This is a genomic window from bacterium (assembly GCA_041648665.1).
Taxonomy (GTDB): Bacteria; UBA10199; UBA10199; order 2-02-FULL-44-16; family JAAZCA01; genus JAFGMW01.
In genome coordinates this window covers 16522-33198 of the sequence record JBAZOP010000006.1, presented here as the reverse complement: position 1 = coordinate 33198, position 16677 = coordinate 16522, and the positions used below count along the sequence as shown (strand labels likewise).

Here is a 16677-nt window from a genome sequence, read left to right as displayed (position 1 = left end):
TCTGATTCGCGTCGCCGGGCTTTGGACCGGCGTTGCGGTTTACCGCGCGGAGCCGAAGCTCCCCGCGCGTCCATCACCGTTGCGATTCGTGAAGCAGCCGCCGCATCTCATTGAGCGCTTCCCCGAATCTGCTCTTGAGCTTTCCGTCCGCGAGACGGCGCGAGTAGATCAGCCAGCTCACGGTCGTGTCGAAGAATCGCGCTGCCTCTCTACTCATCGTGCACCACCTCCTCTCTCTCGACAGGCTCCTCCGCGTCGCGCTCCCATTCCTCGATCCGCTGCGCCAATCGCTCCTTTGCGCTCTCGCTGACCACCGCGAGGAAGTCCTTGCCGTCAGGATCCAAACGAATCGCCTTGATGGTCGCGATCCGGTTGAACCTGTCCCACTCGTACTCCACGACCACGTCGATGCCCTCGATGTATCCGAGGTACACGCTCGGCGCTGCGCCCCTCACGCCTTCGCTCCCTTCCCTTGGGGCAGCTTTCCCCACTCCGGGGAATTAGCCTCCGCCCACAACATCGCAGGGTCATCCTTGTGCGAGTACATGTAGGACGCGCACGACTCGCAGAGGCACAACGCGTCATCGTGCCACTGATTGCCGAGCGGATCGTTTCTATCTGTCCACGGTCCGCTGAAATAGTCCTCGCCCGCGCTCTTGCCACATCGGTAGCAGGGGTTGAACTCGCGGTACCGTCCATCCTTCGAGCGATACCTCTGGCGATGCTTCTGTGCGTTTGTCATTTGATTCCTCTCCTTCTGTCGTCCACGGGCTTCGGACCGTGTTGCGGTTTACGGCTCCTCGCGGAGCCGCCGTCACCATCTCACTCCCCTCGCTCTGCCGCCGCCTTTGCCTCCTTGTCCGTCCACCGGTGGGAATGGCTCAGGCAAGCCGCCCGCATCCCGTGCTCCCTCTGAATCTCGGGATGAATCAGGGTTGCCACTCCCCCGTAAGCTTGAGCGATCATCGAGTGCTCAGTGGCAATCTTCATGATCTGGTTCCACGCTTCCTCCTCGCGCTGCTTCTGAGTTTTCTTCACGCTCCGCTCCCTTCCTCGCTCTTGGAGGTGACGTACCATTTCCCGTCGATGGCCTTGATCTTTCCTTCTTGCTCTGCGACGCGGAGCGATCCGTGCGCCGAAGGATTCCAGCCCTTGAGCTTGAGACCAAGACCATCGAGGCCGGGGTAATCTCGGACGAAATCGACAGCCGTTCTCTTCTTCATCTCTCGACCTCCTCAATCGTTGAGCACGTGAAGCTCCGTTTGCGACCTCGGCGCGTAGTACACCCTCCCGCCATCCTGTAGCGGTCGAGTGACCGGGCCGTATATCTTCGCATCACCGTTGTCGTCCAGAACCACGATTATGGACGGCCACTCCCCGGGAGCGAGTCCTGCCGTGCTCGCCTCGATGATGAGCTTGCTTCCGTCCAGCGTCGCGTCCCGCTTGTTTATCGCGATCATCTCCGCAGCCTCCCCTCCCGTTCCGCGATGATCATGTCGAGAGCCTTCTCTTTCGGGATTCCCATAATCTCAGCAAGGACACTCGAAGCTCCGAACGCTCCGTCTTTGAATCTCTCCACGCTCAACGCGATTACGCGCACCACGGTATCGACGTGCACGGTGATGTTCATACAGGCCTCCTCTCGAAGTCCCGCGCGAGCCGAACCGCCTCACGCTTGGTCAGCGGATTGCTCCGCGTCACGAATCCCCACCCCCTCACCACGACCACGTACCCGCCCTGCCCACCGATCACCTTCACGCTCATATCTTCTCTCCTTCTGTGCGGGATTGTCACCGCGCGATTCTTCATCGCCCCGCATTACGGGCGAGCCTCGCGACTCGCCTGACTCTGCGCTAAGTCCACTTGTTCGTCTGACCGGCGTAAGGCTCATACCTCAGCACCCCTCGCCCTTCCCCGTCCGTTCTCTTCGAGTGAGCCTCGCAGCGACCGGAGAAGAACAGCCCATCCTCGGTCATCTCCGATCTCTTGACCGCCACGAGCACGCCCGGCTTTCCGCATTCGTGACCGTATGTACCGGCCTCCGCGAAGCCGCATAGATTGTTGACTGGCGATTCCCTCATCTTCGTCCTCGCTTTCTCAGACCATCAGGCCCGCAAGCTGCTCGGCGTCATCGCGCTCGGTCAACTCTGCGAGTGCCTTCCTCGAAGCCCTCAAGACTCTCTCGGCCTTGATGGCAAGAATCCGATCCCGCGCAGCAACCCGCTCGGGATAGAAGAAGTCCAGAACGTCCGACCACGTTCCTTTGACGACCTCTTCGTCTATTGTTTGGAAACGATTCCTTGAGCCAGACAAGTCAGCGACCAGCGCCTTACCACAATCTTGCGTGTGACCGTTCCTCGGGGTGATCCAGAACAGAACCTCTTGGTCATCGAGCTTGCAGATGGAGAAGGAATCATACAGGCTCCCGTTCACGGGGCAGTTATTCTTGAAGAAGACATAGACCTTTTCGGGGTCAAACCGCTTGCTCTTCGCGATCTGGCAAACCCTTCGTCCGAGCCTCTGCGTTTTGGCCGCAAGCGCGCTGTCCTTGCAGAACCAGTCGAACCATCCCGCCTTCATTTGCGTGTGCGCATCGGGCGCATCGTAGTCCCCGCGATTGAACCTGTTCACCCATTCCTTCAACGAAATCTGGTTGTCTGTCATGGCCTCTCTCCTTCTTGAGTTTTGGTTTCGCACGGGCTTGTGACCGTGCTGCCGCATTAACGGAGCCTCTCGGCTCCGCCACTCTGCTACTTCTTGAGAGCCTCGGTCAGACGCGAGACAACGTACTCTGCCGCCTCCGTTGTATGCCGAGGGTGAAACATCTTGCTCTTTCCCTTGTACATTTCCTCAGTGATGGATTGCATCGGATCGCTCTCCCCGAAATAGACCACGATGGAATCCGATCCGCGAGCCTCGGAGAAGCAGACGAATCGAACACCCGCCAGAGAAAGCGAGTAGCCCTGCTCCCTCCCGTTCTGGTAGGCTCCAACGCTCACGACACCCTCGGCATCGACCATCGCCAGCCGAGCCTTTGCAAGCGCCAGAACCGCGCCAGCCACGTCCATCTTGTAGGAATCAATCTCCATATTGCTCTCCTTCGGCTCTCGCCTCGCCCTGCCGCCTTGCAACGGCTCCCCGTGATACGGGAAGGGCATTAACGGGGTTCGCCATTCGTTGGCATCTCGCGCAACCCCGCTGCTCTGCTACTCGTCATCCTCGCCCGCGTTGTCGTTCATCAGCGCGATCAGCGCGTCCAGATTCCGCTTGACCATCGAGTCTCGCTCCGCTCTCGCCCTGAGCCGCGCTTCAAGCTCGGCCTTTTGCTGTTCGCGAGTTTTTCTCATCCCCGCTCCTCCGTTTCGAGAGCCGCCAGAACGTTTCGCAAGTCGATCCTGATACCGGAGAGGATCGTTTCTCTTTCGAGCTTGGTCATCTCTTTGCTGAGTTTCGCGATCTGATATGCCGCAGCCCTGCACGATACCGACAGCCTTCTGTAGTCCGTTGTCTCCATCGCTTCTCTCCTTCTGTTAGCGCACCCAGTAGATCGCAACTCCCGTTCCGATATCGAAGCACTCGAACGTCGCGCCAGCCTCGCGCCTCTTCAAGTGCTCCAACGCTCTCTCCGCGTTTCGGTACGTCGCCAAGGCTCGATTCCTCGCCAGCTTCCCGCCGATGTACACGTCCATATTCCTCTCCTTGTGATTTGTCGCTCGGGCTTGCAACCGAGCCGCCGCATTAGCGGAGCCGAAGCTCCGCTGCTCTGCGCTTACTTCGCTTCGATCAAGCGAGGTTTGAAAATCGAATTGGGTGAGTAGTGAATCGTGATCCCTACATCGCGCCCGCAGAAAATCGAGTGCACCACGACCAGAACGTCATCGGGAACCTCGAAGGAAGGAAACGCGCGCCGCGTGTCGCCGAACGCCGCAGCCTTCATCTCTGCGACGGCCAGCTTGTTTCCGAATTGCTTGACGGCTCGCGTGTCGTCCTTTGTCCCGCCGCCCCAAACGTTCTCGACCGCGACTGTCGTGCTCTCGCACGCTCTGAACTTGCGGCCCCTGTACTCGGGGAACGTCGCCGCGATGATCTCGGCAACCTGTGCTTTCCGAAGTGTCGTTGTCATGGTCTCTCCTTCTCTCGATTTGTTCGCTGGACTTGCAACCAGCGCTGTGCATTAACGGTCGTGCTCTCCGCTCTCCGCTCTCCTCGCCTTCGTGCACTCCTTGGCCTTGGCTCCTCGTGGCTGTGATCGCTTTCGACCGCTGCTCTGCCGCACCCCCGGTACTATCTCAACCGGCCCCCCCAGGCTCCGCCTCAATCGCTCCGCGCTCCTTCGCTTCGCGAGTCGGCTTGTTCGCCTTCCCCTTCTCTCTTTCGCGCGTCGGCCTCACTCAGCCTCAAGGCTCCCTTACCGCCGCTCCGAACATCTTTCAAAGAACCCAAACCCTAACGATGTAAATATAAATGATGATAAGTTATTTCACAAGCCCATAGACAAGTTTTTTTCGAGAAATCGTCTGGAATCGGAGATAAATTACTAAACGTGCGTTTCGTGTGTTTTTCGTTGGGAATCGTGGTGGGTTTCGGCCCTCGAAGGACAAAAGAAAGCTCCCCGCGTTACCGGGGAGCCTCGAAGGAAGGAACGGAGAGCGATTCTATGGCGCGAGGATCGCCTTGAGCGCGAGCACAGTCAACGGAATTGCGACCAGCGCTCCGACCACGGCCCCTCCCGCCGCCCACTTGAGCTTCGCGGTCCAACTCTCCGGCTCGGGAAGCAATCCCACGAACGTCGCCGGATCGAACGTCACCGACCACGAGAGCTTCCCCGCCGTGACGGTGATGCTGCCGATCTGCGTCATGTGCACGTCGCGCCCCACGACAACCGCCGCCCACTTGGGCGCTTCGACAATCGGCTCCGAGTGCTCGATGTAGTCGTACTCGATCACGACATCGACCACCTCGCTCTCGGGAGCGAAGTCCATCCAGAGCCGCGCTTGCTCGGGAGTGAGCCGCTGATACTCTTCGGCCTCGACCGGCGCCAGTCCCGCGAACATGGCGAAAACGAGGGTGGCGACAACCACCAGAACGCCCCCCTGTCGCTGAAAGAGCTTGCTCTCGCGCGTGCGGACCCGTTGGTTGGTATCTTTTCCCCTTACAGCGTTCACGGATTGCTCCTTGAGGCTCCTCGCCTGTCTACCGGCTGGTGCTTGATCTGGACGTGAGCGTATGTCGCTCCCGTGTCGAGGCCAACCGCATCGACCTCCCCGGGCTTCACTCCGTCCGGGAGAATAACGGTGATCTCCTCGCCATCCTGTACCGCGATGATCTCGTGGTCGTTGCCGGGAATCGTGCTGAACGGAACGGGAGACGCAACGTTGTGCCGCATCGAGTACCGCTTGATCTTCCGATACACGACCAGCGAGACAACCGCGAGGAGCACGACCACGATTGCCGCCGCGATCCTCTTGACCCACGTCCAGACCGCTTCGAGTTTACTTTCCACCGACGCCCCCCTTGAACTTCGTCAGAACGGAGTCGATGGCCTTCTCGCCGATCACCATTCCCGCGACGGTGATCCATCCCCACTCGTCAATCTTCCCCGCGTACAGGAGGCCGGTCGCAACGATGAAGATCAACCCCTTGAACCCGAGCAGCTTGATGAGCAACTCCGCCGCCCGCTTTGGTATCGAAGCGAGCAACTCCTTCAAGGTCATCCGCACCGTTACAAACTCGCCCGCGTTCCCCGTGACAGCCTCGACCGATTCGCCCGGTTCCGCAAACCCCACCACCACCGTTTCGTCATCGCCCATCGTTCCCTCCCTTACATGTCAAACAGATGTTCGGTCGAGTAGTACACCACGACCTTGCCGTTGACGCGTCTGACGCACTTGAACCGATTGAGGAACGTGATGCCCTTCTGCTCTCGAAGCTCTCGGTACGCTGCGACCATCTGGCTCTCGGGCATCCCCTTCGTCAATGCGCACTCGGAGTACACCTTGGCGACCTCGTGGATGTCCATCTCCTGATCGGGAGCCTGATAGTACTTCTCCCTGAGGATGGCGTCGAGCAGCGCGCAACTCCCGCCCGCCGTGAACCCCGCGCTGTGAAGCTCGACGTGCGAGTGTATCCCGTCCGCGACTCCGTTCGCCCCTATCGTCCCGAGGAATGCCTTGCGGGTGATGGCCGCTCCGGCGGTTGCCGTGTCTATGACGGCGCAATCCTTCGGCCACATGTGACAGAGCCTGAGGGAGAATCCGTGAGCGTGATGCAGCCAAAGCTCCGTTCCGAACGGCGCGCTGTCCGCAACCCATCCGCTCTTGTAGAAGTCGAACGGCGCGAACATGCCGTTGCTTCTCCCTTGGAACGTGCAATCACTCGCTCCCCGATCAACGCCAAAGTGGATCCCCGGCGTTCCCCACTCTAACTTCCCTCCCGCCAGAACGCGGTACCGCTTCACCAGACCGAAGCTGCACGTGAACGGCGCGCGAGGCCTGAATACAACGTTGTCGAAGTTGAGACCTCCGTACTCGGCGAGGAATCCCTTGAGGCCAACTGCGGTTCCGTTCTTCATCGAGGCACCCTCAGCATCAGCGAGTCGATCTTGTCGCCGAACTTCTCCACGGTTTTGGTCAGCGTCTCAACCTGTTTCGTAAGCCCGGCGATTTCGCTTGCGACGTTCTTCTGCTCCCGTATGGCATCATCCTTGAAAGCCTCAACGGTGGAGATCCGGGAATCTATAGCCTGATGGTCCTTGTTCCCAACCGCCACGACCGCCGTGAGAGTGATCCCGAGACAGATGCCGACAATCCCTCCCGCGAGCTTCAACGCCGTCATTGCGTTCCGTGCCGCCTGCCCATTCGGCTGCGGCTTTTGCGATCCGTTGCCCGACGGAGCGCCCATCGTCTCGACCGTCGCCTGAACGTTGCTCATCGCGCCTCCCCTTTACAGAATGTAGTCCACTATGACCCATCCACGATTCACCGAGGTATCGTTGTAGAGAGTTGAGTCGAATGTACCCCCCGCGTCGCGCAGGATTTCGAGAGTCCCATCAGGGTTGAAGTTGTAGTACCCCCCCCTGGCCAACTCGCTAACAATAGTCAAGCCGTCATCCATTATGAAACATTGAATCCCAACGATTTTCGTCTGCATAGATGCAATACCCGAGGTGATGTTGACCTGTGAGACCGTGTCCATATCCCACGATCCGAGCCTGAACACCTTTTGGTAAACGTGCGCTTTCAGATCGGTACTGCCAGACTTGTAGCTCCTCTCGACGGAAGCTCCAAACGTGTTCTTGGAAGCGAGTCCCGATGCCTTCGGATACTTCGCGAACGTCGCGGTGCCCGTGAACACCGTCGATGTTTTGAACGTGACGGCATTCTTGAACGCGACGGTGCCGGAGAAAGTCTTGCCCCCCCATATAGTTATTGAGCCACTGCGAAGCTCCTTGAAGTTGTCGACAGCCTTGTCCCATCTACTCTTCTTTGTGCTCTCGCCAATCGTCACGGTCGAAACATCCCACGCCATCTCGTCACCTCACCACCAATAGGATAGATACCGCGAATCCGGATCGGCAGGATCAGCGAATCCTCCATCGTCAGTCCAGTATCCCCAATTCGCCTTGGCATACGCTTTCTGCGCAGCCGTCCAACTACTCGACCACGTTGCCCCACTCCCGCCTCCCAGGTCAGTGGGGAACGTCGGGGTGTCGCTTGTCCAGTGCCCGATCAACTCTCCGATTCCGCGCAGATCGTTCGCCCTGATCGCTATCACAGAGCCGTCGAAATCCTTTTCGATAGAACTGATCTCGATGCGTCTGCTGTTGAGCCAACTCAGCGCATCGGAACTCGGAGTGCGGCGCCACGTTATCCGCAATCGCTCCCCGATGTCCAAGTCAGCCAGTTGAAGCTTGGTCCTGAAACCGACCTCCGTCATAGCCATCGAGTAGATGAGCGCCAGCCTGTCGCGGAGGAGGTGCGCTCCGGTCTCCGTTGAGAGCAGAGTCTCGACGGTGATGCTCTTGCGGATTCCGTACAGCCGCTCAACCTCGGAGGAGCTTACCTGAACGTGGGCGCTGTCCCCGTCAACCCATTTCCTCCTCCACCCGACTCTGACCACCTTCCGTACATCGTCGAGCGCCGTGTCAGCCTCAAGCGATCCGTCCGCGATCTCCACGTCACTGATCGTCGGGAGAGTCGCTTCAAGCTCAGGGTCCCAAACGTTGATGCTCACCTGTCCCGCGTTGTTGATGAAGATGTTTCCGAGGCAAGACTTCATCAACTCTCCGCAGACATCGAGGAAGGATGGCGCGTCGATCACGGCCAACCCAATCGCGAAATCCGCCGCCCTTGTCTTGGCGGTCGCGAACGCTGCCGAGTCGGGAGTGTACGTCCGGCCGCAGAGCGTCGCGAGCTTCGTGAACACGTCCACGGGATTCTCTATCACCACGGTGCCGCTCTTGTAGCCGATGCAATCGACGCTCACCGAATCGCCCGGCGCGTAGTGCGTTCCCGAGAGCTTGAACGTTGCCGCCGAAACGCTCCCGCTCAAGTACGGCACCGCCACTCCGTTGACGCGGACAGTGCTCAACTCGGACACCGCGTTGAGGCCGGTGTACGCGTACTTGAAACTATGGATGCTCGTCGCGGTTCCCTTCGCTCTCGTCACGCACACAACGGGCAACTCTCTCACCGTCCCGAACACGAGCGGTATCTGCCTCCCCGCGTCATCGTCTGCAAGATTCGCCCACGCGCTTTTCTCGAACGTCCCACCGCTCTCGGGCAGGGCCGCATCCTCCCAATTCTCCTTTTCGTCCCGGAAGCTCAGATCAAACAACTGCTCCCCGAGGTGCTTTTTCTCAATCACCCCCGAGAACAGCGTTGAGTACTCGCTGTACGGCAAGTCCTCTCCTCCCACGAGGAGCTTCACGGCCTTGTTCTCCCAAACAAACCGGTTGGTCAGTTCATCGAAGAATCCGTCAGCATTCTGCAACGACAAGGAGCCGCCCGATATCACTGACACTCCCCAATGGGAATCGGTCTGCGACTGCTGGACGGAAGGAACCGAAAGGAGCATGGGGAGATAGTGCCTGTCGTTGAACGTCGATCCTCTCCGCGAGAACGTCAGGAAGTACGTCGCCACGACCGTCTTGGTGAAGATGGAGCCGGACGCGACCTGTACCGTGAGCACCCCCCCGAGCCAGCAATATTTCTCCGCCCCGAGCGCCGCCACGGAGTACACCCGCGTGTAGCTCACACCGTCCACGGTGAGCGCCTCCACCTCGTACGCCCCGACCGTGATCGTGTAGGTTGGAGAGCTTCCCGCCCAATTGGTCAGAAGCTCGCTCGGCCGAGCTTCGAGCAAAACCTCTTTCTTGCTCTCCGCCGCCGCGATGAGCTTGGCGAACGTTGTGATGCGGCTCACTTCTGCTCCCTGATCGTGATCGTGCTCGGCTGGAACGCGCTGCTGTTGCCGATGCGCGAGAACTCGTGCCCCTTCACGATATATCCGTACACGCTCGACTCACCGTTGAAGTCAGTGTAGAACACCCGACTGTCCTGAGCTTCCTCAAGGAACGTCTCGATGCGCGTCTTGGTCCCGCTGTTCAGGTACGGGTCATGCAGATCGAGCGGCACCTCGTACTCCCAAAGTGGATCCTCGCGGTCGATGTAGCTCACCCCCGCCCGGCTCATCGTGGCCTTGCTTCGGAGGATGCGAGCCTTGCGCTTGAAGCTCATCGGTAGTCCCGTGTAGTGGTACTGCTGCTCGGCGTGGTTCCCGATCCAGAGCCGCCCAATCTCTGAATAGTCCGTGGTCGGATCGTGCCACGACAACTGGACGCTCTTGCCCTTGATCGGAGTCGAGAAGTAGTGAACGCTCCGGCCCGCCTTGAGGCCGATCTCCTCATCGGTGTGACCGTGGCCGTCATCGGATTCGAGGTACGTCATCCACGGGGTGTTCTTGTAAGAGTAATCATAGACCGGCGTTTTGCTCGCATACGCGGCATCAAACTCGGCTTCGGTTGCCCAATACACCGGATCGTACCCGCGCCAGAGCTTGAACTCTTGGATGTAGCTGTCAAGGTTGTTAGGGGCTGTGTAGGTTGCGAACGCGAGGTTTGTCAGTTGCGACACCAACGGTTCCGCCGCGCTCCCGAGAGCATACACGCTCACGCCGGGATTCCAGAGCGTCACCCGCGCTCCCGCCACGGTTGGACTCAAGTCAATCGAGAACACCCAAGTGTGATTAACCATCAGTGACCCATTGTCGGTATAGAGCGGACTGACGTTCCAACTCTTGAGCGTTTCCCCCTCGAAGTAATAGAGCAAAAATCTGTCCGAGTTATAGTGGTATCTGAGGAGGAAGTATGAACCGGCGAAAGAGCCGAGCGATGAAGGTTGGTTGCTAAAAGCGAACGGGTACTTGTATCCGCTGGCGATGTCGAAGGGGAAAAGAGGCTTCATCTTCAACTTGAAAGTGAACTTGGTCGGCAGAGGCTCGACGTGGTGGTTGAATCCCGTTTGGCTGGCGCGCGTGGTTTGTGTGTAGGCTGTCGGAGGAGTAGTGTCCTCGGCCATTGCCGCCGTCGCGTATACCGTGGCACCGACTGCCCCGAGGGAGCCGAGCACGAATCTATTGACGTTTCCCGTCACCACTCCAACCATTTGCGCCCGCACTATAACAAGATCATCAGAAAGCCATTCCGAGCTTCCGTTCACCGCTCCATCGGCGAAAGAGACCGCTTTGGTGGCCCAGTTTATGGTTATCGTTCCGCGCTGTGCGGCTGCCGTGAAATCCCGTACATAGATGTTCGTTGTAGCACTCGTGCCGCGAACCATTATCGCACTGATAGATGGGGTTGCTGTAGTGAAGGTAACGGCTTGTTGAATATACCCGCCAGCCGTTATTGCAGAAAGCGCGGTCAATCTCTTACCGAGAGCATACTTCAAGGACAAGTACGAACTCATGTTAGAGACGCTCCAAGGACTGACAGACCAATCCTCCGGATTCGTCACGAGGTTGGTTGTCGCCCTGAAAACTCCCTCGCCCCGATACCGATCATTCAGCCCGTTGAAGTAGCTGCCCGTGCTGTGAGACCGAACGCGCATCACCGTTCCGCTCGCGAGATTGTGCGCGTCGATCACCATCACCGTCCCGCTGATCTGGTCATCGAAGTCTACGCGCAGCCACTGCTGATTTCCGCGCGACTCCTTGTGAGAGTAAAAGCTCCCGTAGAGCGAGGAGGCTGTGCGGTCCGTTTCGTTCATCCCGAGCAGATGCGCCAGCGAGCGATCCTTGCTTGTCCCGAAGAGCAGAGCGAGTACGGTTGCGGTCGATCCTTTGATGAAGCGGAATCTCCGATCCGTGGTACCCGCTCCGTTGTAAGTGAACGTGTGCCCGTTGTACCTACCGTACCCGCGCAGCCCGCTCTGCACTTTCGCGGCCAGCCCGCTCCCCGTGTAGGTTCCGCTCGCCACGACAAAGCATCGGATCGAGTCGGTGGCCGTGTCGCGGAAGCTCACAACATCGTTGTACCCGCCGACCACCTTGAACGTGCCGCTCGCGCTCTTCCACTTCTTGAGCAGCGAGCAGTCCTGTAGGTTGGAGACGGGCAGAGTCTCGATCTGCGAAGAGTACACGCTGATCGTGCCCTCATCGACGTAGTTGTGATAGGCAAACCGAATGATGCTCATGTCCTCGCCCTCACCGCTCTCGGCGCGACGCGGAATGTCCCACGGTCGCTCTCCTCCGTGAGAAACGGTATCTGCGCCCGCGCGATCTCCCGCCCGTCAAGACTCAGCACGACCTCGCCCGGCGTGATCGTCAACCCCTGCCCCGCCCCGCCTCCCGAGCGGATCGCTTCGAGGAGTCCGATATTGGCTGCGGTCTGTTCGGACGGCATGATGAACTCCCCGGTGCTCGCGCGAATGACGTTGGTGTCGATGCCCGGGCTTCCCCGTAGCACTCCGCCTTCGTTCGCCCCGACCAATCCGCCCTTCTGATACGTGGGGAACACAGGCTCTGGCGCGTCCGATGCGATCTTGTACTGCGCGGCCCCCGCGAGAGCCATCAAACCAGCCGCCGCGATGCCCCACGGAGTGAAGCCGAACTCCGCGAACGTCCGCACGACTCCCTTTGCGGTATCGGCAACGATACTCACCAGCTTCGCGTCGCGATCCGCCTTCCACTGCTTCAAGGCGATGGCGTTGAGCTTGTTCCTCGCGTCGCGCTCGGCATCGTCGCGCGCCTTGTCGTACTGATCGCGGATGGCCTTGATCTCTTCTTGCTTCTTCTCCTCGCTCAGCGCGGATGCTTCGACGGCCTCGATAGCCGCTTTCTCCTCCGCGTCGTACCTCTTCTCGACCGCCTTCTGCTCGTTTTGCAGAATCTGTTTCTCATTCGCCCACTGCTGATCCTGCTTCTCGCGCAGAGCATCGTACACCGCCATGCCAGCGCTCGATATCTGTCCAAACGCGGTCTCCCAATCCTCCACCCGCTTCGCGTTGAACTCCCGCTCCTTGTTGGCGATCTCCTCGTTGGTCTCTTCGACGTTATCGGCCTTGTCAAGCTCGCCCTGATAGACCTGAGTCCAGTACTCCTCCCAAGCCTTTACCCGCTCCTTCGCGGCCCATTTCTCCGCATCGACCTCATCGACACCGGCGTTGATGAAGCGCTGCTTCTCCATCTCGATGTCGTACGCGTTCCTCTCGTACCCGTCCATTTGGAGCTTTCGGAAATCCTCTTGCGCGTTATACCTCTGCTCCAAAGCATCGTTCTCGGCCTCGATTGACTCGATCATCTTCTGGACGTTGTCGTCCCGCATCTCGGTCAACTCGTCATAGTACTCCTTGTGCTTGAGCTTCATGTACGCGAGAATCGTGTCCATCGCGATACCGAGCTTGGAGTACTCTGCAATCTCATCCTCTATGATCTGACCTTCGGTCTTGGCTGCGTTGGCGACCTCCCTCTCAATCTGCCTGATTCGGTTCAGCCTCTCCGTTTCTATGGCTTCGCGTTCTGCCGCCGCTGCCGCGTCTTTCGCGGCCTTTGTTGCTGCCGCTGCCGCCGCTTCGGTCTCGGCCTTTATCCGAGCGTTCAGAGCGTCAACAGCCGCTTTCTGCTCGGCCTCATATGCACTCTTCGATTCGGTGATCGCTTTCGTCTCACCCTCAAGTCGCTCGATCATGTCGTCAATCTCTTCGAGCTTCTTGCTCCCGCTCCAAATCCTGTCGGCGTTCTTCTTGTCCTTCGCGGTCTCCCAATAAACATCGCCCGCCTTCTTCAACTCGTACCCTTCCCGCCGGTATCCGTAGAGCAACCTGTCCTTTTCCATCTGTAGCTCCACGAGGTACTTTCTCTCTATGTCGAGCGCCTTCTGGTATTCCTCGGAGCTTTCGAGCAGCCCGTAGCGCGCGTCCTTGAGTAGCTTCTCTTCCGCCTGCGCTGCTTGCATGGCAGCGCGGTACTTGAAGAACGCAACGGCAGCGGCAGCAAGGAGAGCGGTGATGACTCCGATTGGTCCAGACGCGAGCGTCATAGTAAGGGAGAAAGTTTTCACGGCAACCGCAACCTTCTCCGCGATCAGCAAGGCAGAGAATCCCGTCGCCACTACCATCAGCAGAGAGCCGTTTTTCCGTAACCACTCGGCCATCCCCGACAGTATCTCGACAAAGCGCTGGAAGAATCCAACGATGCGATCCTTGTTGTCCGTGAGCCAAGTGGAGAACATTTCGAGGAAGTGCCCGAGAGTCGGCATCAGTTGCGTCCCGACCTCGATGCTGACCGTGTGTAGGGTCTCCTTGAACACATCCCAACGATGCTGCAACGTGGCGGTCTGCTTGGAGTACGCGTCCTGCATCACGGATCCGGTCGAGAGCGCCTCGTTGAACAGCACCACCTCGCTCCGCAAGTCCTTGGCCGCGTTCAGGATACCAGCCAGTCCACGGATGTTCGGGAATAGCTTCTCCAACGCATCGGGATTCTGCTCGGCGACGCGCGCAATATCTGCAACCACCTTCGCAAACCCCTGAGCGCGCACAGCGGACAGGCTGAAATCTATACCAAGGTCAGCCGCCGCCTCCCGAGCTTGCTTGCTCGGAGAGATCATCGCGTTGAGCACAGCCCGAATCTGAGTCATTGTCTGCGACGCATCAACCCCGTTCCTCGTGATCACAGATATCGTGGCCCCCAACTCTTCGAGCGACACCCCCGCGTTGTACGCCAAGCGCGTGACGTCGCCGATCTGCTCGGCCAACTCGGGCATCGTGATCACACCGCGCTTGATGATCTCGAAGAACAGGTCACCAACCTTTGGCGCGGCCTCCGCCGCCGAGAGTCCGAAGCTATTGATTACCGCAACCATTGCCTTGGTCGCGCTCGCGGCATCCCCCAACCCCGCCTTCGCTGCTATGACCGACTGTTCGAGCACGGTGATGGCGTCCGATGCTGGAATGGTCGCGGAGAGGATGTCGTACAAGCCCTTGGTCAGCGTGTCCGTCGATTCTCCGTACGCTCGGGAGATATCCAGTACCTGTTTGCGGTACTGCTCCATGTACTTGATCGTTGACTTGTCGAGAAGGGTGCTGATGTTCGCCAACTGCTGCTCGTAACGTGCGGCGTCTGCTATCGCTTTCCCCGTCGCGGCGCTGATCGCGGCAAAGGCTGCGATGGCCGCTTTCTTCACGAGTCCGAACATCTTGTCTGCCGCAGATGAAAACACGGTCGCTTCCTCTGCGGCCGTTTTCATCCCCTGAGAGTACCCGCCCTTGTCGAGCTTGAGGTATGCGATCAGATCGCCAACTGATATCGCGTTCGCCATCGCCCCTCTCCTCTCAAATCCATCCCTCGCCCTTGAGCACGTTCAGCAGCTGGTCGTCGGGCATCGGTTCCATACTCTGGAAGCGACAGCCCGTGTGCTTTTCGAGAATCTGCTCAACCTTGTTCAGCAGGACCGCGAGAGTGGGCTGTTTCTTCCTACACAGCAGCAGCGCCCGAATCTCTCGCATCGACAACTCCTCTTCGATTGTGCGTACCGTGTAGCCCGGGTACGCGACCATTACCGCGTGGTATGTCTCCGCCCAGGATGCTTCCCGCCGCCCGGATTGACCGTCTCCGTTTTGATCGTCCTCGGCTCCGCCGTCTCCTCCATCTGAGACAGGGTTGACAAGCTGGAGGCCAAGGACTTCCGAAAAAAAGGCACGACCCATCCCAACTGGTTCAGATCGGCCAACTCCTCGATGATCACACCCATCTGTCGCAGGGAGATGTTCTCCTCAACCCACTCCCGAGTCAGTGGCTCATACTCCGCGTTGCGGTACTCGAAGATGTAGTTGAGGAGCTTGGTCAGTTCTTCAAACGCCAGCCCGCCGTACTTCGTCAGAAGCTCTTGAATCGGCATCCGCAAAACGCTTGACGCGTCCTGCCCCGTCTGCGGCTCCGCCGCCGCCTTGATCCGGTCGAACGCCGCCACCGCTCTCAGGGCGAACTCCTTTGCCCTGCCTATCGACATCTCCCTCATCAGAAGCACGCGAGTGCCGAGCGTGAACTGCCTCTCCGATTCGGTCAATCTCTTCACCTCGCTTGTAGAGGTGCTCGAATCCTTTTCCGCCACTCTTGATTACCTCCTCGATTGGAACGTATGGCATCTCCTCCGGATCGATCAGCGACCGGGGAGAGCAGTTGATCATCGGCATCCGGTCTATGCGCCAGATGTCGAACAGAGCCATCTTGTATTCGATCTGCTCCTCTGTCGTGAGAAGCCCTTTGGCCGTGCGGTATATCTTCCTCGTGGGAGGTGGCGGAGGAGCACACACCCTAACCCATGGATCCAAGAGCGTTCCCTCGCGCTTCAACTGGACATCCACCTTGTGCCTCTTCCAGCCCTCGCGCTGTACCCTCGCGGTCCACGGCCTCTCGAACATATCCGCGCGGTACACTTTCTCATTGAAGCCGAGATCGAAGCCCACAAGGAAAATCGGCGAGCACCCGATGAACCATGCTATCTGCACGAGGTTGTTCCCCGTGCTCCCCGCGTTCATCACAGAGCAGCGGATGTACGGGAACAGGACGGGGAGCGTGTCCTCAAACCAATCGTGGCCGAAATGATTCATGATGTAGTACCGCTTGTTCCAGCGCGACGCGTGCGGCCATCTCCACCAGCGCATCACCTTCGGCGACACCGAAGGATTGGTCACGAGTTTCGCCTTGCGGTACCGAGCGCCCCGGATCTGGTCGTACACGGCATCCCCGCAGTCGAACATCCCGATCACGTCAGGCTCTCTCCCGTACCTCATCAGCGTCTTGGCGTTGCTGCCCGTGCAGAACACCATGCCTTTCCAGTCCTTGAGCAGAGGAGCCGCGTCATTGAGCGACGGTCCCGAGCCGACCACTATCGCGGGTCCGCGCCAGTGGCGCTCGATGCGCTCCCTTTCGTGGTCGATGTGGGCGAGGTTTAGCAGCGACAGGTCACGCCGACCAAACTCCCATTCGAGCGTGGGCCAGTTCTGAGTCGCGTTCCGCACCCATCGCGGAAACCACGACCGAAGCACTCCCATGTTTCGCTCATCGTGAGTCTGCGTCAGTTGTTCTCCGTTCGCGACACCGGCATCGTCGTCCGGCTCCGCGAGCAATTCCTCAAGCCGCTTCGCTTCCTCGCCCATCATCCGTGATCCCTCCTTC

General features: G+C 59.1%; 27 protein-coding genes. All 27 read right to left on the bottom strand.

Annotated features, from left to right (window positions below):
- Positions 1 to 73 precede the first annotated feature (73 nt).
- A complete protein-coding gene (locus tag WC683_04120; GenBank protein ID MFA4971773.1) occupies positions 74 to 217 on the bottom strand; it encodes a hypothetical protein in 144 nt (47 codons plus the stop codon).
- On the bottom strand, positions 210 to 455 hold the full coding sequence (locus WC683_04115) for a hypothetical protein (GenBank protein ID MFA4971772.1): 246 nt from the start codon (positions 453 to 455) through the stop codon (positions 210 to 212). The genes WC683_04120 and WC683_04115 overlap by 8 nt, the downstream gene beginning before the upstream one ends.
- On the bottom strand, positions 452 to 742 hold the full coding sequence (locus WC683_04110; GenBank protein ID MFA4971771.1) for a hypothetical protein: 291 nt from the start codon (positions 740 to 742) through the stop codon (positions 452 to 454). The genes WC683_04115 and WC683_04110 overlap by 4 nt, the downstream gene beginning before the upstream one ends.
- Positions 743 to 822: 80 nt before the next feature.
- A complete protein-coding gene (locus tag WC683_04105; GenBank protein MFA4971770.1) occupies positions 823 to 1038 on the bottom strand; it encodes a hypothetical protein in 216 nt (71 codons plus the stop codon).
- Positions 1035 to 1223 (bottom strand): hypothetical protein, encoded by a 189-nt coding sequence (locus WC683_04100; GenBank protein ID MFA4971769.1) that lies wholly within the window; start codon positions 1221 to 1223, stop codon positions 1035 to 1037. Before WC683_04100 ends, WC683_04105 begins: the two co-directional genes overlap by 4 nt.
- A 12-nt stretch (positions 1224 to 1235) precedes the next feature.
- Positions 1236 to 1460 carry a hypothetical protein gene (locus WC683_04095; protein MFA4971768.1) on the bottom strand — a complete coding sequence of 75 codons (225 nt, stop codon included), beginning with the start codon at positions 1458 to 1460 and terminating at the stop codon, positions 1236 to 1238.
- Positions 1457 to 1630 (bottom strand): hypothetical protein, encoded by a 174-nt coding sequence (locus WC683_04090; protein ID MFA4971767.1) that lies wholly within the window; start codon positions 1628 to 1630, stop codon positions 1457 to 1459. The genes WC683_04095 and WC683_04090 overlap by 4 nt, the downstream gene beginning before the upstream one ends.
- A complete protein-coding gene (locus WC683_04085) occupies positions 1627 to 1809 on the bottom strand; it encodes a hypothetical protein (GenBank protein ID MFA4971766.1) in 183 nt (60 codons plus the stop codon). Before WC683_04085 ends, WC683_04090 begins: the two co-directional genes overlap by 4 nt.
- A gap of 44 nt (positions 1810 to 1853) precedes the next feature.
- A complete protein-coding gene (locus WC683_04080; GenBank protein ID MFA4971765.1) occupies positions 1854 to 2081 on the bottom strand; it encodes a hypothetical protein in 228 nt (75 codons plus the stop codon).
- Between the two features lie 16 nt (positions 2082 to 2097).
- Positions 2098 to 2664, bottom strand: a complete 567-nt coding sequence (locus WC683_04075) for a hypothetical protein (protein ID MFA4971764.1) — start codon at positions 2662 to 2664, stop codon at positions 2098 to 2100.
- Between the two features lie 86 nt (positions 2665 to 2750).
- Positions 2751 to 3089 (bottom strand): hypothetical protein, encoded by a 339-nt coding sequence (locus WC683_04070; GenBank protein MFA4971763.1) that lies wholly within the window; start codon positions 3087 to 3089, stop codon positions 2751 to 2753.
- 117 nt (positions 3090 to 3206) lie between these two features.
- Positions 3207 to 3347, bottom strand: coding sequence for a hypothetical protein (locus WC683_04065; GenBank protein MFA4971762.1), 141 nt, complete (start codon positions 3345 to 3347; stop codon positions 3207 to 3209).
- Positions 3344 to 3514 (bottom strand): hypothetical protein, encoded by a 171-nt coding sequence (locus WC683_04060; GenBank protein ID MFA4971761.1) that lies wholly within the window; start codon positions 3512 to 3514, stop codon positions 3344 to 3346. Before WC683_04060 ends, WC683_04065 begins: the two co-directional genes overlap by 4 nt.
- A gap of 16 nt (positions 3515 to 3530) precedes the next feature.
- The gene (locus WC683_04055) at positions 3531 to 3689 is read right to left on the bottom strand and encodes a hypothetical protein (protein MFA4971760.1); all 159 of its coding nucleotides are present in this window, start codon (positions 3687 to 3689) and stop codon (positions 3531 to 3533) included.
- A gap of 80 nt (positions 3690 to 3769) precedes the next feature.
- The gene (locus tag WC683_04050; GenBank protein ID MFA4971759.1) at positions 3770 to 4123 is read right to left on the bottom strand and encodes a hypothetical protein; all 354 of its coding nucleotides are present in this window, start codon (positions 4121 to 4123) and stop codon (positions 3770 to 3772) included.
- Positions 4124 to 4655: 532 nt separating this feature from the next.
- Positions 4656 to 5165 carry a hypothetical protein gene (locus WC683_04045; GenBank protein MFA4971758.1) on the bottom strand — a complete coding sequence of 170 codons (510 nt, stop codon included), beginning with the start codon at positions 5163 to 5165 and terminating at the stop codon, positions 4656 to 4658.
- The gene (locus tag WC683_04040) at positions 5162 to 5503 is read right to left on the bottom strand and encodes a hypothetical protein (protein ID MFA4971757.1); all 342 of its coding nucleotides are present in this window, start codon (positions 5501 to 5503) and stop codon (positions 5162 to 5164) included. The genes WC683_04045 and WC683_04040 overlap by 4 nt, the downstream gene beginning before the upstream one ends.
- Entirely contained in the window at positions 5493 to 5810 is a 318-nt protein-coding gene (locus WC683_04035; GenBank protein ID MFA4971756.1) for a hypothetical protein, read from the bottom strand. Before WC683_04035 ends, WC683_04040 begins: the two co-directional genes overlap by 11 nt.
- A gap of 11 nt (positions 5811 to 5821) precedes the next feature.
- Positions 5822 to 6571, bottom strand: a complete 750-nt coding sequence (locus WC683_04030) for a hypothetical protein (protein ID MFA4971755.1) — start codon at positions 6569 to 6571, stop codon at positions 5822 to 5824.
- Positions 6568 to 6930: a hypothetical protein gene (locus WC683_04025; protein MFA4971754.1), complete on the bottom strand. Its 363-nt coding sequence runs from the start codon at positions 6928 to 6930 to the stop codon at positions 6568 to 6570. The genes WC683_04030 and WC683_04025 overlap by 4 nt, the downstream gene beginning before the upstream one ends.
- Before the next feature lie 12 nt (positions 6931 to 6942).
- Positions 6943 to 7527, bottom strand: coding sequence for a hypothetical protein (locus tag WC683_04020; protein ID MFA4971753.1), 585 nt, complete (start codon positions 7525 to 7527; stop codon positions 6943 to 6945).
- Between the two features lie 9 nt (positions 7528 to 7536).
- Positions 7537 to 9423, bottom strand: coding sequence for a hypothetical protein (locus WC683_04015; GenBank protein MFA4971752.1), 1887 nt, complete (start codon positions 9421 to 9423; stop codon positions 7537 to 7539).
- Positions 9420 to 11693 carry a hypothetical protein gene (locus WC683_04010; protein ID MFA4971751.1) on the bottom strand — a complete coding sequence of 758 codons (2274 nt, stop codon included), beginning with the start codon at positions 11691 to 11693 and terminating at the stop codon, positions 9420 to 9422. Before WC683_04010 ends, WC683_04015 begins: the two co-directional genes overlap by 4 nt.
- Positions 11690 to 14818 carry a phage tail tape measure protein gene (locus WC683_04005; protein ID MFA4971750.1) on the bottom strand — a complete coding sequence of 1043 codons (3129 nt, stop codon included), beginning with the start codon at positions 14816 to 14818 and terminating at the stop codon, positions 11690 to 11692. The genes WC683_04010 and WC683_04005 overlap by 4 nt, the downstream gene beginning before the upstream one ends.
- Positions 14819 to 14831: 13 nt before the next feature.
- The gene (locus WC683_04000) at positions 14832 to 15005 is read right to left on the bottom strand and encodes a hypothetical protein (protein MFA4971749.1); all 174 of its coding nucleotides are present in this window, start codon (positions 15003 to 15005) and stop codon (positions 14832 to 14834) included.
- Positions 15006 to 15055: 50 nt separating this feature from the next.
- A complete protein-coding gene (locus WC683_03995; protein ID MFA4971748.1) occupies positions 15056 to 15397 on the bottom strand; it encodes a hypothetical protein in 342 nt (113 codons plus the stop codon).
- Positions 15351 to 16661: a 6-hydroxymethylpterin diphosphokinase MptE-like protein gene (locus tag WC683_03990; protein MFA4971747.1), complete on the bottom strand. Its 1311-nt coding sequence runs from the start codon at positions 16659 to 16661 to the stop codon at positions 15351 to 15353. Before WC683_03990 ends, WC683_03995 begins: the two co-directional genes overlap by 47 nt.
- Between the last annotated feature and the right edge of the window lie 16 nt (positions 16662 to 16677).

Coding starts and splice junctions, on each gene's coding strand:
- WC683_04120 (MFA4971773.1), bottom strand. CDS start 217: ATGAGTAGAGAGGCAGCGCGATTCTTCGACACGACCGTGAGCTGGCTG.
- WC683_04110 (MFA4971771.1), bottom strand. CDS start 742: ATGACAAACGCACAGAAGCATCGCCAGAGGTATCGCTCGAAGGATGGA.
- WC683_04100 (MFA4971769.1), bottom strand. CDS start 1,223: ATGAAGAAGAGAACGGCTGTCGATTTCGTCCGAGATTACCCCGGCCTC.
- WC683_04095 (MFA4971768.1), bottom strand. CDS start 1,460: ATGATCGCGATAAACAAGCGGGACGCGACGCTGGACGGAAGCAAGCTC.
- WC683_04090 (MFA4971767.1), bottom strand. CDS start 1,630: ATGAACATCACCGTGCACGTCGATACCGTGGTGCGCGTAATCGCGTTG.
- WC683_04085 (MFA4971766.1), bottom strand. CDS start 1,809: ATGAAGAATCGCGCGGTGACAATCCCGCACAGAAGGAGAGAAGATATG.
- WC683_04080 (MFA4971765.1), bottom strand. CDS start 2,081: ATGAGGGAATCGCCAGTCAACAATCTATGCGGCTTCGCGGAGGCCGGT.
- WC683_04075 (MFA4971764.1), bottom strand. CDS start 2,664: ATGACAGACAACCAGATTTCGTTGAAGGAATGGGTGAACAGGTTCAAT.
- WC683_04070 (MFA4971763.1), bottom strand. CDS start 3,089: ATGGAGATTGATTCCTACAAGATGGACGTGGCTGGCGCGGTTCTGGCG.
- WC683_04065 (MFA4971762.1), bottom strand. CDS start 3,347: ATGAGAAAAACTCGCGAACAGCAAAAGGCCGAGCTTGAAGCGCGGCTC.
- WC683_04060 (MFA4971761.1), bottom strand. CDS start 3,514: ATGGAGACAACGGACTACAGAAGGCTGTCGGTATCGTGCAGGGCTGCG.
- WC683_04055 (MFA4971760.1), bottom strand. CDS start 3,689: ATGGACGTGTACATCGGCGGGAAGCTGGCGAGGAATCGAGCCTTGGCG.
- WC683_04050 (MFA4971759.1), bottom strand. CDS start 4,123: ATGACAACGACACTTCGGAAAGCACAGGTTGCCGAGATCATCGCGGCG.
- WC683_04035 (MFA4971756.1), bottom strand. CDS start 5,810: ATGGGCGATGACGAAACGGTGGTGGTGGGGTTTGCGGAACCGGGCGAA.
- WC683_04030 (MFA4971755.1), bottom strand. CDS start 6,571: ATGAAGAACGGAACCGCAGTTGGCCTCAAGGGATTCCTCGCCGAGTAC.
- WC683_04025 (MFA4971754.1), bottom strand. CDS start 6,930: ATGAGCAACGTTCAGGCGACGGTCGAGACGATGGGCGCTCCGTCGGGC.
- WC683_04020 (MFA4971753.1), bottom strand. CDS start 7,527: ATGGCGTGGGATGTTTCGACCGTGACGATTGGCGAGAGCACAAAGAAG.
- WC683_04010 (MFA4971751.1), bottom strand. CDS start 11,693: ATGAGCATCATTCGGTTTGCCTATCACAACTACGTCGATGAGGGCACG.
- WC683_04005 (MFA4971750.1), bottom strand. CDS start 14,818: ATGGCGAACGCGATATCAGTTGGCGATCTGATCGCATACCTCAAGCTC.
- WC683_04000 (MFA4971749.1), bottom strand. CDS start 15,005: ATGCGAGAGATTCGGGCGCTGCTGCTGTGTAGGAAGAAACAGCCCACT.
- WC683_03995 (MFA4971748.1), bottom strand. CDS start 15,397: ATGCCGATTCAAGAGCTTCTGACGAAGTACGGCGGGCTGGCGTTTGAA.
- WC683_03990 (MFA4971747.1), bottom strand. CDS start 16,661: ATGATGGGCGAGGAAGCGAAGCGGCTTGAGGAATTGCTCGCGGAGCCG.